Origin of the sequence: Mycobacterium sp. Root135, from assembly GCF_001426545.1 — a bacterium.
In the GTDB taxonomy this organism is placed as follows: domain Bacteria; phylum Actinomycetota; class Actinomycetes; order Mycobacteriales; family Mycobacteriaceae; genus Mycobacterium.
In genome coordinates this window covers 1,090,460-1,104,351 of the sequence record NZ_LMEZ01000005.1, presented here as the reverse complement: position 1 = coordinate 1,104,351, position 13,892 = coordinate 1,090,460, and the positions used below count along the sequence as shown (strand labels likewise).

The window sequence follows — 13,892 nt, the reverse complement described above, 5'->3', positions numbered from 1 at the left end:
ACTCTTATGGCATGAATTCATGCTCGGAGTGAATGCGGCATCGGCTACTGGGCGAACCACTTGTCTCCGTTCGCGACGGGCCGCAGCACCCGCGTCACCTTGTCGCCGACCGTGCGCAACGCCTCGACGATCGCGCGCTCCCACTCCGGCGTCAACCGGTCCAGTGGCACCGACGCGCTGATCGCGTCCTGCGCGGGCCGCGTGTAGCCCAGCGCCACCGCGAAACACCGCACTCCGGTGGTGTTCTCCTGGTCGTCGGTGGCGTAACCACGGATTCTGGTCGTCTCCAACTGCTCCTCGAGGAGCACGCGATCGGTGGTGGTGTGGGAGGTGATCGCCTCCAGCCGCTCGGGCACGTGTCGATCGCGCTCGGCGCCAAATCGGTCCGCCAGCAACGCCTTTCCCAACGCGGTGGCATGGGCCGGCAGCCGTCGCCCCACCCGGCTCGCCGTCCGGCGATACTGCCCGGACTGCCTGGTGGCGAGATAGACGACGTCGAGGCCGTCCAGCCGGCCGAGATGAAACGTCTCGTCGAGCTGCTGACGCAAGTCGTCGAGGAATGGCGTGATCATCGGCAGGTAGGGATCACCGTCCAGATAGCTGGTGCCGACGAGCAACGCACGGATGCCGACGCCGTACAACGAGCCGGACTCGTCGGACCGCACCCACCCCTGTGACATCAGCGTCCGCAACAGGGCGTGCGCGCTGCTGCGGGGCATGTCGAGCGCCTCGCTGACGTCCCGGATGCGGGCGGGTTGATCCCGCCTAGTGGCGAGGTACTCCAGCAGCTCCACCGTGCGGACGGCCGACTTGACCTTGCGCACGCTGACCTCCGAATCTCGCTGCGTCACAAGACTCCCACCTCATGGGCGATCAACGCGGTGGCGCCGGCGAGCGACATCACGATCGCCGTCCACCTCTGCCGCGCGGGGTTCAGCCAGCCGTTCACGTAACGGGACAGCAGGTAGCCGCCGACGACCGCGGGGATCAGCGCCGCGAACGTCACGAACGTGTCGGCATGGACGGCTCCGGTCGCGGCGAGCACGCCGATCGACATCGTCGACCCGACGAGGAAGAACCCACTCATGGTGCCGCGCAGGCTTGGACCCGAATTGCCCTGCCACACCAGCGCCATCGGTGGACCTCCGATCGCCGTCGCCGTCCCGAGCACCCCCGACGTCGCACCGGCCAGGATGAGATTGCGCCGCCGAGGCAGCGGCACCCACCCGAAGCTGGTCAGCGCGACTCCGAACAACACCACGCAGCCGATCAGGATCGCCAGTGCGCGTTCGGGAATCGCGAGAAGAAGCAGACCGCCGAGGATGGTGCCTGGCACTCTGCCGATCAGAGCCCACCCGGTTCCGGAGAAGTCGATCGCGGCGCGCTCCCGCACGGTCACGACCAGCGTGAGCGCGGCGGCGAGCATGATCAGCGTGCCCGGAATCAGGCTTGGGTCGACGATGGCGACGATCGGCGCGGCCAGCATCCCCATGCCGAATCCGATCGACGCCTGCAGACACGACGCGAACAGGATCGCGACGGCCACGACGGCGAAGCCGGCACCACTCACGCGCTGGCCGACAGCGCGGGCTCACCCACCAAGGGGTGGTGGCACTCCGCGCCGTGGGTGGCCGAGTGCGGGTCGACGGCCAGCGGCGGCCGTTCGGCGGCACAGATGTCGGTCGCCTTCCAGCACCGGGTCCGGAATCGACATCCCGACGGCGGGTTGAGCGGCGACGGCACCTCGCCCTTCAACAGGATTCGCTCGCCGCGGTGTGCGGCGTCGAGCTTGGGTGCCGCCGACATCAGGGCGGCGGTGTACGGGTGGCTCGGCGACTGGAACACCGCTTCGGTTGGTCCGGACTCGATGATGCGCCCGAGGTACATCACTGCCACGCGGTCGGCCACGTGGCGGACCACCGAGAGGTCGTGGGAGATGAACACGTAGGCGATGCCGAGCTCCTTCTGCAGATCGTTGAGGAGGTTGAGCACCTGCGCCTGAACCGAGAGGTCGAGCGCCGAGACCGGCTCGTCGCAGATGACGACGTCGGGGTTGAGGGCCAGCGCGCGGGCGATGCCGATGCGCTGACGCTGGCCGCCGGAGAATTCTTGCGGATACTTGTCGTCGGCCTTGGCGCCGAGGCCGACGAGGTCGAGCAGTTCCCGCACCCTGGTCTCACGCTCGGATCGGCTGGCGTACAACGTCTTGTGAGTCCGCCACGGCTCGGAGATCAGGTCGCCCGCGCTCATCCGCGAATTCAGCGACGCGTAGGGATCTTGGAACACCATCTGCACGCGGCGCCGGAACTTCAGCAGGTCCTTGCCTCGCAGCGAGAACGGATCGATGCCGTCGAACGTGACGCTGCCCGAGTCCGGACGCTCGAGCATCATCAGCGTCCGAGCCAACGTCGACTTGCCACAACCGGATTCGCCGACCAGGCCGAGAGTCTCGCCGCGGCCGACGTCCAAGGTGATGCCGTCGAGGGCCGTCAGCCCCGTCTTGCTTCCCGGCACCCGGAACGTCTTGCGGAGGTCTCGAACCCGAAGCAGTTGATCAGACATTGACGACCTCCTGGGGGAAGTGGCAGGCGGACTGGTGTCGCGAGCCAACGGGGTTCAGGGTGGGCCTCGTGGTCCGGCAGACGTCCTGCGCCAAGGGACAGCGGGCCTGGTAGGCGCAGCCCTGTGGGATGGAGTGCAGGTCCGGCGGGGCGCCACCGATCGACTTGAGCTCCTCGCCGCGCACGGCGTTGACGGGCACCGAGTCGAGCAGGCCCTTGGTGTACGGGTGTCGGGGGTTGGCGAAAACCTCTGACACCACACCGGTTTCGACGATGTTGCCCGCGTACATGACGGCGACGCGGTCGGCTTCCTCCGCCACCAGCGCCAGGTCGTGGGTGATCAGCACGACCGCCATGTCGTACTCGCTTCGCAAGCCGCGCAGCAGTTCCATGATCTGTGCCTGCACCGTCACGTCGAGTGCCGTGGTCGGCTCGTCGGCGATCAGCACCCGGGGGTTCAGCGCCACCGCCATCGCGATCAACAGGCGCTGCCGCATGCCTCCGGAGAACTGGTGCGGGTAGGAGTTCAACCGCGTCTCGGGCTGCGGAATGCCCACGCGCGCCATCAGTTCGACGGCCTTGGCCTTGGCTTCCTTCGACTTCATTCCGTGGTGGATCTGAAACGGTTCGGCGAGTTGGGTTCCCACCGTGTACAGCGGGTTGAGCGCGGTCAGCGCGTCTTGGAAGACGATGGCCAATTCGGTGCCAGCCAGCCGGCGCCGAGTCTTGCGGTCGACCGCCAAGAGGTCGGCGACGCCGTCGCGCCCGGTGAGCATGGCCGATCCCGCGGTGACCTCGGCGACCGGTTCGAGAAGGCCGACCAGCGCCGTCGCCGTCATCGACTTGCCGCACCCGGACTCGCCGAGCAGCGCCAACGTCTCGCCGCGGCGGGCCTCGAAGGTCACCTCGTTGACGGCCCGAACCGTGCCGGAGATGGTTCGGATGTCGACGGTCAGCCCCTCGACCTGCAGGGCAGGATCGGCGTCGACGACGTCGGCGGCGGAGTGTTCTGCGACAGCGGTCATCAAAGTGCCTTCCCGGTCTTGGTGAAGCGGGACAGTCGTTTCTGCGGAACGGTGAGCCGCCACCGCTGGCCTGGATCCGTGGCGATTCGAGCCCACGCCGCGAGGATCGTGGCCGACACCGTGGTGATCACGATGGCAAGGCCGGGGAAGAACGACAGCCACCACGCCGAGTTGAGGTAGGTGCGACCCTGGGCGACCATCAGACCCCAGCTCACGTCGGGGGGCTGGATTCCGATGCCGAGGAAGCTCAGTGAGCTCTCCGCCAGCATCACGTAGCAAAAGTCCAGCGTCGCGACGGTCAACAGCGTGGGAAGGACGATCGGCAGCACGTGCCGCGTGATGATCGACGGTGCGCTGGCGCCGAAGGTTCGAGCCGCGTCGACGAACAGCCGGCTCTGCAGCTCTGCGGACTCGGCGCGTGCCGTGCGCAGGTACACCGGGATGCGGGTAAGGGCAAGCACGGCAACGATGTTGGCGGCGCTCGGGGAGAACACGTAGAGCACGACGACCGCGAGTAGCAGGGACGGGAAGCTCATGATGACGTCGGCGACGCGCATGGCGACCGTCTCCCGCCAACCCCGGTAGAAACCGGCCCACATGCCGATCAGGGAGCCGATCACCGCCGAGATCACCACCGCGGGAATGGCAACCGACAAGGTGGTCCTGCTCGCGACGATCAGCCGCGCCAGCATGCTGCGGCCAAGCGGGTCGGTGCCGAGAACGTTGGCCCAGCCGTGCGCCAGCGTGAACGGCGCCTGATTGGAGTTGTCCAGGTCGATGCTGGTGGCGACGTTGCCGATGAGCATCGGGCCGAACAGTGCGGTGAGCAGGACCAGCGCCAAGACGGCCGCGGCGCAGGCGGCGACCCGGTCGTTGGCCAGAAGCCGAAACCAGACGGCGCGGCCGGACTTTCGCGGGCTGGCCTCGCCGACGATCGCCGTCGTCGGCTTGACGGGGACGAGATCGAGTTGATTACTCATGTGCCTGCCTCCCTTACACTCGGGCCGGTTCCCGCACGCGTGCGTCGAGCAGCGCGTAACAGGCGTCGATGGCGATGTTGAGGACGAAGATGCTGACCGCGGTGAGTAGTACCGCCGCCTGCAGCACCGCGAAGTCGCGTTGCAGAATCGCGTCGATCATGAGCTTGCCGATGCCTGGCCATCCGAAGATCGCCTCGACGACGACGGCGCCGTTGATCAGGCCGACCGCGAGGTCGCCCGCCACCGTCAGCGCCGGGGCGGCCGCGTTGCGAAGGGCGTGGTGGGTGACCACCCTCAGATCCCCAGCGCCCTTGCTGCGGGCCAGTCGCACGTAGGGGGCGGACAGCGCGGAAACCATTGCACCGCGGACCACTTGGGTCAGCACGCCGAGCGGTCTGATCATCAGCGTGGCGATCGGGAGGATCCACGCGAGTGGTCCGTCGGTGCCCGAGGTCGGCAGGACCCCGAGCAGGACCGCGAAGAGCCAGACGCCGGTGATGGCGAACCAGAAGTCCGGGATGCTGGCCCCGGTCATCGACAGCAGGCTGGAGAACCGGTCGGCCAGGGAGTTGGGTCGATAGGCAGCCCAGCATCCGATCACGACGGCGCCGACGACGGCCAGCAGCATCGTGGTCGCCGCCAGCTGGAGGGTGGCGGGGAAGGCCCGAAATGCCATCTCCGACGCGGATTCCCCGGTGCGCAGGGACGTTCCGAAGTCGAGGTGCAGCACGCCGGTGAAGTAGTCGCCGAGCTGGGTCAGGAGCGGCCGGTCGAAGCCGTTCTTCTGGGCGAAGGCTTCGCGCTGCGCCTCGGTCGCCGACTCGGGGAGGTAAAGGCTGGTGGGGTCGCCGGTGAGCCGGGCGAGGAGGAACACGCCGAGCAGGACGATGATCAAAGGCAATGCGCTGGTGTACATCCGGCGCCGAACGAAGGAGAACACTCTGGTGGCCTTCCTGACTACTGGGCGTCGGTACGGTCGGACCCGGCCATCGTCATCTCTGACAGCCGCATCTCGTCGCCGGTCGCGGAATTCGGGGTGTAGTCAACGCGGGCGGACTTTCCGAGGATGCCCTTCATGTGGGCGAGGTAGGCCATCTGCATGATCTCCTGCGGTTCCTCGGCGAACAGTCGCGCGAACGCGTCTTGGCGGGCCTGGCCGGTGAGGGCTTCCGCGGCACGAATCTTGTCGTCGAATTGCTTTGTGCCGTAATCGGCTTGGGGACCGTCGCTCAACATGTACTGGTCCATGGTGAAGGCCGCGTCGCCGGCTTGGTTTCCGTGCTGAATCATCAACAGGTACGGCCCGGCGTCGGCCGGGAACGGGCGCAGCTGGTACTGCAGCTGGGACGCCGTGTCCATCATCTCGATCTTGACGTTGAGGCCGATCTCGGCCAGCTCACTTTGGATGACCTCGATGGTCTCGGCGATCTTGGGAAACTGGGCCGTGCGACCGATGAGCCGGATCTGGGTGTCGACCGGAACCCCGTCGGCCTTGGCGTCGGCGACGAGTGCCTTCGCCTTGTCGGAGTCGTGCGGCCACAGCGCCAGCTGATCGTTGTAACCGACGACGCCCGAGGGAATCAGCTGTGAGGCCGGGTCCCCGAGCCCACGGAACAACGCCTTCACGATTCCGGTCCGGTTGATGGCGTAGTTGATCGCCTGCCGAACCCGCATGTCGTTCAGCGGCGCCTCGGTGGCCTGGATGCGCAGGGCGGTGGTCTCGTTGTTCTGGAAGGGGACGCCGAGATCGCCTGCCCCGTCCTCTGGTCCGAGCGACGTGGCGATGTCGGTTTCGTCGTTGGTGATCATCGCCGCCCGGACGCTGCCCTCGCTGCGCCATTGGTATTCGGCACGGGCGAAGGCCGGCGCCGTACCCCAGTAGCGGGGGTTGCGGGCGAGGGTGAGCTTCTGCCCGAAGTCCCAGTTCTCGATGGCATACGGTCCGGTGCCGATCGGCTCACGGACCTTCTCGGTCATGCTCGTCGACCGCGGCACGATCTCGACGAACGAGATGCGCAGCGGCAGAATTGGATCCGGCTTCTCGGTGGTGACCGTCAGGGTGGTGTCGTTGGGTGTCGCCAGCTTGAGCTTCTCGTCACCGAAGACGTAGCCGTCGACGTTGCACTGCAGGTCCGAGTTCACGGCACGGTCGACGGCGAATGCGGCGTCGGCGGCGGTGAAGGGGGCACCGTTGGAGAACGTGACGCCGGTGCGGATGTCGAAGGTCCATTCGGTGGGGGACGTCTGGCGCCACCCCGTGGACAGCAGCGGCTGAAGGTCTCCGGAGTTCGGGTCGCGCTCGATGAGTGGCTCGGTGATGTTGGAGCGCACCACGATTCCCGTCGACGTCAGCGAGCTTTCGCATGGCTCCAGCGTCGGTGGCTCCTGGGACAGGACGATGCGCAGGGTGTTGGGGTCGTAACCGCCGCGGCCGGAATTGGCGACGGTGCAGCCGGTAGCGGCCACGGTCAGCGCCGCGACGCCGATGGCCAGCGCGGCCCGCGACCGCGACGACCGCGGCATGGGTGAAGCGGGACTCATGTGTCCTCCAGGGGCTGCTGGTGTGACGTCCACGTATGTGAATGCGACATGTGATCGCAGACACAACGTAGGGATGTCGTTTCTCCAGCGTCAACCCAGCCGAATGGCCCGAAATGGGCGTTGGACACGGCCGATCGGACACCGCCCGCTTACGCGCAAAGTGCCCATGACCTGGCCTGATGATGGCGGCAGCGACTGGCCGATACCCTACGAGCGCCGCGAAAGCGCTGCCCATGCGGGTTCCGCATAAGTCCATGCTATTTCGGGGTTGGACGGGTATCCGCAGGTGGTCGTACCGTGGATTCATCATGACCACATCACTCCGCACGCCCCCGAATCACACGGTGCTGCAGGTCGGCTCCCTGAAACCGTCGCTTGAACGCACCCTCTCGGAGAACTACGGCGCGCTGGTGCTGCCCGACGAAGCCTCCGCACGAGGAGAGTTCCTGTCGACGCACGGCGGCGAGGTGACCGCGGTGGTGACCTCGGGCCGCTCCGGAGTCGACGCGGACCTGATGCGAGCACTTCCCCACCTCGGCGCCGTCGTGAACTTCGGCGTCGGATACGACACCACCGACGTCGACGCGGCCGCCGAACGGGGTGTCGGCGTGAGCAACACCCCCGACGTTCTCACCGACTGCGTCGCCGACACCGCGGTCGGGCTGATGATCGACGTGATGCGGCAGTTCTCGGCCGCCGACCGATACGTGCGCGCCGGACGGTGGCCCGCCGACGGCAATTACCCGCTGACCCACCAGGTCAGCAACCGACGCGTCGGCATCATCGGACTTGGTCGCATCGGATCGGCAATTGCCAAGCGGCTCAACGCCTTCGGCTGCACGATCTCCTACCACAACCGGAGCCCGAAGGCCGACTCTCCGTACGCCTACGTCGACTCCCCGGTCGCACTCGCGCGCGGCGTCGACGTCCTGGTCGTCGCGGCCGCGGGAGGCGACGGGACCCGGCGGTTGGTCGACGCCGAGGTCATCGACGCGCTCGGGTCGTCGGGCTACCTGGTCAACATCGCCCGCGGCAGCGTCGTCGACGAGGCCGCGCTCGTCGACGCCCTGACCAACGGCCGCCTCGCGGGCGCGGGCCTCGACGTGTTCACCGACGAGCCGAACGTCCCCGACGAACTGCTGACGTTGGACAACGTCGTCCTGCTGCCGCACGTCGGTAGCGGCACCGTCGAAACCCGGGCCGCGATGGAGCAGCTCACCCTCGACAACCTGGACGAGTTCCTGCGTAGTGGTCGGCTGGTGACGCCCGTCGTCGAACCTGCGGTGTCCGTCTAGGCACCGACTGATCCCAGGAGCGAGGGCCCACCCGGTCTGGATGCGGGGTCCGTGCCGGGGATTTCGGGCCGTCTCCGTGACGACGGCCCCCTCTGGCCATATCGTTGCGCAGCATGGTCGACGAGGCTGAGGCGCGCGCGCTGGGAACGGCTGCGCTCGCCGAGGACGTCGGCGCCACCGTGCTGGGCCCGTCACACACTCTGGACCAGGGCTGGTACTTCCCGGTCATCGCCAAGCAGTCCGTGGCCGTTGCCGGCGTCATCGTCAACGCCGACACCGGACGCGCTCTGCAGGTGCTGGCAGGTAGTTCCCTCGAGCGTGATCCGTCCCTGTATGACCGCGGGTTCCAGTTCGAGGCGTACGACGTGGCGGTCCTCGCGGTCGCGAATCTCGACGAGACGGTACGCGCGATGCTCGGCGTCGGCGAACGCGTCGTCGACGTGTACTACCGGAACGACCGCGTGTACCGGGTCGGACGCATGCTCACCGAAGACGAGGTGCGCAAACGACTTTCGACTCTTCCCGCCGTCTTCACCGGTAGTCCGGCTTACCGCTTGGACCAACTGGACGCAGCCCTACGGGCTGGCTGGTTCGAGTACCGGCTCTTCGAGTCACGCCCCAAGTCGTAGCGGCGCGACGATTCAGTGCGCGAACTCGTCCACCAGGTCGTCGGTGGTCCACTCCCGTTGCGGCAGCACGTCGCGCAGCAGGCGCAGCAGCGCGGGGTTGGTGCTGTCGCCGCGCCACGCAGCGTCGAGTTCGACCGGCCGCTCCCGGAAGGCACCAATCGACCGGAACGCCACCCCGACGGGATGCAGCGTCGCCGCCGACGCAGGCACCAGCGCGATCCCGATGCCCGAGCGGACCAGCACCAGCATCGTGTGGACCTGCGTGACGTACTGGACGTAGCGCGGCGTGGCACCGGCGATGGTGAACGTACTGATCAGAAGGTCGTTGAAGTACCGCGCCTGCACCGGTGAGTACATGATGACGTCTTGGCCGTCGAGGTCGTTGAGCGTCAGCTGCCGGGGCAGGTTGGCCAGCGGGTGTTGCGCTGGGAGAGCCGCGACGAGCTGCTCGTGGAGCAGCGGCCGTGACACGATCCCGGGGCGCTTCACCGGTGGCCGGACCATGCCCAGGTCGATCTCGCCGGCCATCAGAGCCTCGAGCTGAACGGCCGAAACCATCTCGCGCAGATCGAGTTTCACGTCGGGAAGTTCGTCACGGGCACGTTCGAGCAGCCGCGGGAGGACCGCGTGCGCCGAGGCGGCGGTGAATCCGACGACCACCGTGCCGAGGTCCCCGGCCGGGACGCGCTTCACGGTCATCGCGGCGCCCTCGGCCAGTTGCAGGATCCGGCGGGCGTCGGGAAGGAACGCGATCCCTGCCGGGGTCAGGGTCACCGACCGGGTGGTGCGGTCGACGAGTTGCACGCCGAGCTCGGATTCGAGCTGCTGAATCTGTCTGCTCAGCGGCGGCTGCGTCATGTGCAGGCGCTCGGCAGCGCGACCGAAGTGAAGCTCCTCGGCGACGGCGATGAAGCAGGACAGTCTCGCCAGTGAGAACAGGGTGAACTCCGATGCACTCTCAGTATTACCCGCGGCGAATGCACGCCGATTCGGGTATGAGTGTAGCTACCAGCGCGGCTTGGTGTTCTCGAATTCGGGGTGGATGCTCCGCATGTAGCCGGTGTCGTCGCGGTCCCGGATCCCGCACCGCAGGTACTGCTCGTGCAGCGCACCGAGGGCGTCGTCGTCGATCTCCACGCCGAGGCCCGGGGTGGTCGGCACTGCCACCGCACCGTCTCGGAACTCGAGCACACCGGCCTTCACGACCTCCTCGGTCTTCCACGGCCAGTGGGTGTCGCAGGCGTAGCTCAGATTCGGGGTGGCGCCGGCGAGGTGCACCATCGCCGCCAAGCTGATGCCCAGATGAGAATTGGAGTGCATCGACAGACCGAGCCCGAAGGTGTCGCAAATGCCGGCCAATAGTCGCGATCGGTGCAGCCCGCCCCAGTAGTGGTGGTCGGACAGCACCACCTTCACGGAGTCCTTCGCGACCGACGGTGCGAGTTGGTCGAACGCGACCACGCACATGTTGGTGGCCAACGGCATCGGCGACTGCGCCGCGACCTCTGCCATCCCGTCAAGGCCTGGCGTCGGATCCTCGAGATACTCGAGGACGCCGGCCAGGCCCGCAGCCACCTTGACCGACGTCTGGGGCGTCCACGCGGCATTGGGGTCGAGCCGCAGCGGGTGGTCGGGGAATGCCTCGCGGAGCGCCTCGACGGCCTTCATCTCCTCGTCGGGAGGAAACACGCCACCCTTGAGTTTGATTGCGGTGAAGCCGTATTCGTCGATCATGCGGGTGGCCTGGGCGACGATTCCGGCCGGGTCGATGGCCTCGCCCCAGGCGTCGGGTTCCCCGCCAGGATGGGCCGCCCACTTGTAGAAGAGGTAGGCGCTGAACGGAACCTCGTCACGGATCTTGCCGCCGAGCAAATCCGAGACCGGCCTGCCGGTGAGGTGGCCCTGAACGTCCAGGCAGGCCACCTCGAACGGCGAGAACACCTGGTCGACGGCGCTCGCCGAGGTGATCATGCCCGCCGTGCCGACCGCGGCGTCGTCGCCGGCCAACCGCCGCGCAATGGTGGCACGAATGACGTTGAGCGCGAACACGTCCAGACCGACGATGGCCTCGGCCGCGGCCTCGAGGCGGGCCAGGTGCCTGGTGTCGGCGTAGGTCTCCCCCAGGCCGACGAGGCCGGCATCGGTGTCCAGCTGGATGATCGCGCGCAGCGCAAACGGCTGGTGGACGCCGACGGTGTTGAGCAGCGGCGGGTCGGCGAAGGCCACCGGCGTAATGCGGGCGCCGGTGATCAGGGCCATCAGCTGACGACCGCGAGTTCGCCGGCGATCACTGCGCGCCCGGCCGCGATGATGTCGGCCAGCGTGTCACGATCCTCGGGCGACGGCATGATCAGTGGCGGCCGAACCGGTCCTGCCGCAACGCCTTCCATGCTCACGCCCGCCTTGATCAGCGACACCGCGTAGCCGGGCACGGTGTCGCGCAACCGAACGAGGGGATGGAAGAAGTCGCGCAGCAGCGCCGCGATCAGCGCCTCGTCGTCGCGCTCGAGCGCCTCGTAGAACGCCAGCGCGAGTTCCGGTGCGAACGCAAAGGTGGCCGACGAGTACAGCGTGACACCGATCGCGCGGTAGGCCTGCTGTGACACCTCCGCGGTGGGCAGACCGTTGAAGAACTGGAACGGCTTGCCGGTGGGTTCGAGTGCGTCGGTGACGGCGCGCACGATGCGGGCGACCATGTCGACGTCACCCGTTCCGTCCTTGAAACCGACCACGTTCGGGAAGTGGGCGACCTCGATGGCCGATGCCTCCGAGTAGCGCGCGTTGCCGCGGTTGTAGACGATCACCGGAAGGACGGTGGCGCCCGCGACCTCGCGGGTGTAGTCGACCAGCCCGCGCTGGGGCATGGTGACCAGGTACGGCGGCAGCAACAGCAGGCCGTCGGCGCCCGCCTCGGCGGCCGCCTTCGCGAAGATCTTGGCCTGGGCCACCGAGCCGCCGGCGCCCGCATAGACCGGCACCCGCCCACCGGTCGCCTCGACCGCGGTGCGCACGATGCCGGCGAACTCGACGGCTTCGAGTGCGTGGAATTCGCCTGTGCCACAAGCGATGAAGACTCCACCGGGACCGGCGTCGACGCCCTTGGCGACGTGCTCGGCGAGCCGCGTCAGGTCGACCTCGCCGTTGTCGTCGAAGGGGGTGACGGGAAAGAACAGAACGCCGTCCAGCATGTCGTGACTCCTTGGTCGCAGGGTGATTCGGTCAGTCTTGGGTGAGTTGGCCGTCGATGCGGCGCCACAGTCCGTCGGGGTTTCCGTCGGCAATGGCACTGGGCAGCAAAGCCTTCGGGACGTTCTGGTAGCACACCGGTCGCAGGAACCGCTCGATTGCGCGGCCTCCGACGGAGGTGGTGCGGGAGTCGGAGGTGGCAGGTGACGGTCCACCGTGGACCATGGCGTGGCAGACCTCGACACCCGTCGGCCAGCCGTTGAACAGGATGCGTCCGACCTTGAGTTCCAGCAGCGGGATTAGCTCGGCGGCCTGGTCGTGGTCGGAGTCGTCGACGTGCAGCGTCGCCGTCAGCTGACCCTCGAGACCGTTGATGACGGAAGCCATTTCGGCGACGTCGGCGCACCGCACGACGACGCTGGAGGCACCGAACACCTCGGCTTGGAGCGCTTCGGAGTCTCGGAAGGTGGTGGCGTCGGTGCTGAACAGCGCGGCCTGGCAGGTCGTGCGATCGTCGCCGGCAGCTCCGCGCACGACGAGGTCGGCGTCGGCGTCGAGGGCGGCGACGCCCTTCGCGTAGTTGGCGGCGATGTTCGGCGTCAGCATCGGCGTCGCCTGCGCTTGTCCCACCGCGTCCTTGGCGGCCGCGACGAAGGTGTCGAGATCGGGTCCGTCGACTGCGATGACCAGACCGGGGTTCGTGCAGAACTGGCCCGATCCCATCGTCAGCGAGGCGACGAATGCACCGCCGAGCTCGGCTGCGCGATTGGCCAAGGCGCCGTCGAGAAGGAAGACCGGGTTGATCGAGCTCATCTCTGCGTAGACCGGGATGGGCTCTTGGCGTCCGGCCGCTGCGGCGACGAGAGCCATTCCCGCGAAACGGGATCCGGTGAAACCGACCGCCTTGATCCTCGGATCGGTGACGAGCGCAGTGCCGAGTCCGGGGCCGGACCCGAACAGCATCGAGAAGGTGCCTGCGGGCAGACCGGAGTCCGCGACGGCGTCGGCGATGGCGCGGCCGACCAGTTCGGAGGTGCCGGGATGGGCGTCGTGCGCCTTGACGACGACGGGGCAACCCGCCGCCAGCGCCGACGCGGTGTCGCCGCCGGCGACCGAGAAGGCGAGCGGGAAGTTGCTGGCACCGAACACGGCGACGGGGCCGAGCGGTATTGCGCGCTGGCGGATGTCGGGGCGCGGCAGCGGGGCACGATCAGGCAGGGCGGGATCGATGCGGGCGCCGTTCCAGCTGCCCTCGCGCAACACTTCGGCGAACAGCCGGAGCTGACCGGTGGTGCGGCCAACCTCGCCGGTGAGGCGCGCCGTCGGCAGGCCGGTCTCGGCGGTCGCCCTGGCGACCAACGCGTCGCGCAGCGCTTCGATGTTCTCGGCGATCCGCTCGAGGAAGGCGGCGCGGCGCGCGGAGGTGGTGGCGCGGTATTCGCCGAAGGCGGCGGCGGCGGCCGCGCAAGCCCGCTCGACGTGGCTGTCGTTGCCGTAGTGATAGGCGGGTTCGATCTCGCTACCGGCGTTGGGGTCGAAGGCGCGGATTTCGGTGCCGCCGCCTGCGACGAGTTCGCCGGCGATGATCATCTGTCCCTGGAGGGTGTGCTCAGCCGTGTGTGTCACGCCTCCAACGCTAGGTCCAGGATCGATTCATGTCCAAGACCGATGTCGC

Annotated in this window: 13 protein-coding genes; 2 read left to right on the top strand and 11 right to left on the bottom strand. The window is 67.8% G+C overall.

What is annotated here, in order from left to right; translation table 11 throughout:
- Nucleotides 1-44: 44 nt before the first annotated feature.
- From ASD37_RS16405 to ASD37_RS16375, 7 genes are read right to left on the bottom strand one after another with little or no spacing between them, the layout of a single operon-like run.
- The gene (locus ASD37_RS16405; protein WP_056552868.1) at nucleotides 45-851 is read right to left on the bottom strand and encodes an IclR family transcriptional regulator; all 807 of its coding nucleotides are present in this window, start codon (nucleotides 849-851) and stop codon (nucleotides 45-47) included.
- Nucleotides 848-1,570, bottom strand: coding sequence for a sulfite exporter TauE/SafE family protein (locus ASD37_RS16400; protein ID WP_056552864.1), 723 nt, complete (start codon nucleotides 1,568-1,570; stop codon nucleotides 848-850). Before ASD37_RS16400 ends, ASD37_RS16405 begins: the two co-directional genes overlap by 4 nt.
- Nucleotides 1,567-2,562 (bottom strand): ABC transporter ATP-binding protein, encoded by a 996-nt coding sequence (locus tag ASD37_RS16395; protein WP_056552860.1) that lies wholly within the window; start codon nucleotides 2,560-2,562, stop codon nucleotides 1,567-1,569. The genes ASD37_RS16400 and ASD37_RS16395 overlap by 4 nt, the downstream gene beginning before the upstream one ends.
- A complete protein-coding gene (locus tag ASD37_RS16390; protein WP_056552856.1) occupies nucleotides 2,555-3,586 on the bottom strand; it encodes an ABC transporter ATP-binding protein in 1,032 nt (343 codons plus the stop codon). The genes ASD37_RS16395 and ASD37_RS16390 overlap by 8 nt, the downstream gene beginning before the upstream one ends.
- Nucleotides 3,586-4,566 (bottom strand): ABC transporter permease, encoded by a 981-nt coding sequence (locus ASD37_RS16385; protein WP_056552853.1) that lies wholly within the window; start codon nucleotides 4,564-4,566, stop codon nucleotides 3,586-3,588. The genes ASD37_RS16390 and ASD37_RS16385 overlap by 1 nt, the downstream gene beginning before the upstream one ends.
- A 13-nt stretch (nucleotides 4,567-4,579) precedes the next feature.
- Nucleotides 4,580-5,506: an ABC transporter permease gene (locus tag ASD37_RS16380; RefSeq protein ID WP_056552851.1), complete on the bottom strand. Its 927-nt coding sequence runs from the start codon at nucleotides 5,504-5,506 to the stop codon at nucleotides 4,580-4,582.
- A 17-nt stretch (nucleotides 5,507-5,523) separates the two neighbouring features.
- Nucleotides 5,524-7,107: an ABC transporter substrate-binding protein gene (locus tag ASD37_RS16375; protein WP_056552848.1), complete on the bottom strand. Its 1,584-nt coding sequence runs from the start codon at nucleotides 7,105-7,107 to the stop codon at nucleotides 5,524-5,526.
- Between the two features lie 308 nt (nucleotides 7,108-7,415).
- Here ASD37_RS16375 and ASD37_RS16370 point away from each other — a divergent pair, with 308 nt between their 5' ends.
- Both ASD37_RS16370 and ASD37_RS16365 read left to right on the top strand, forming a co-directional pair.
- Nucleotides 7,416-8,402 (top strand): 2-hydroxyacid dehydrogenase, encoded by a 987-nt coding sequence (locus tag ASD37_RS16370; RefSeq protein WP_056552845.1) that lies wholly within the window; start codon nucleotides 7,416-7,418, stop codon nucleotides 8,400-8,402.
- 113 nt (nucleotides 8,403-8,515) lie between these two features.
- The gene (locus ASD37_RS16365) at nucleotides 8,516-9,031 is read left to right on the top strand and encodes a hypothetical protein (protein WP_056552843.1); all 516 of its coding nucleotides are present in this window, start codon (nucleotides 8,516-8,518) and stop codon (nucleotides 9,029-9,031) included.
- Nucleotides 9,032-9,043: 12 nt separating this feature from the next.
- Here the strand turns inward: ASD37_RS16365 and ASD37_RS16360 are convergent, their stop codons facing one another.
- The 4 genes from ASD37_RS16360 to ASD37_RS16345 form a co-directional block, all read right to left on the bottom strand.
- A complete protein-coding gene (locus ASD37_RS16360) occupies nucleotides 9,044-9,970 on the bottom strand; it encodes a LysR substrate-binding domain-containing protein (protein ID WP_056552840.1) in 927 nt (308 codons plus the stop codon).
- A 66-nt stretch (nucleotides 9,971-10,036) separates the two neighbouring features.
- Nucleotides 10,037-11,290 carry a glucarate dehydratase family protein gene (locus tag ASD37_RS16355; protein ID WP_056552837.1) on the bottom strand — a complete coding sequence of 418 codons (1,254 nt, stop codon included), beginning with the start codon at nucleotides 11,288-11,290 and terminating at the stop codon, nucleotides 10,037-10,039.
- Entirely contained in the window at nucleotides 11,290-12,219 is a 930-nt protein-coding gene (locus ASD37_RS16350) for a 5-dehydro-4-deoxyglucarate dehydratase (protein WP_056552834.1), read from the bottom strand. The genes ASD37_RS16355 and ASD37_RS16350 overlap by 1 nt, the downstream gene beginning before the upstream one ends.
- 31 nt (nucleotides 12,220-12,250) lie before the next feature.
- On the bottom strand, nucleotides 12,251-13,807 hold the full coding sequence (locus ASD37_RS16345; protein WP_156720934.1) for an aldehyde dehydrogenase (NADP(+)): 1,557 nt from the start codon (nucleotides 13,805-13,807) through the stop codon (nucleotides 12,251-12,253).
- Between the last annotated feature and the right edge of the window lie 85 nt (nucleotides 13,808-13,892).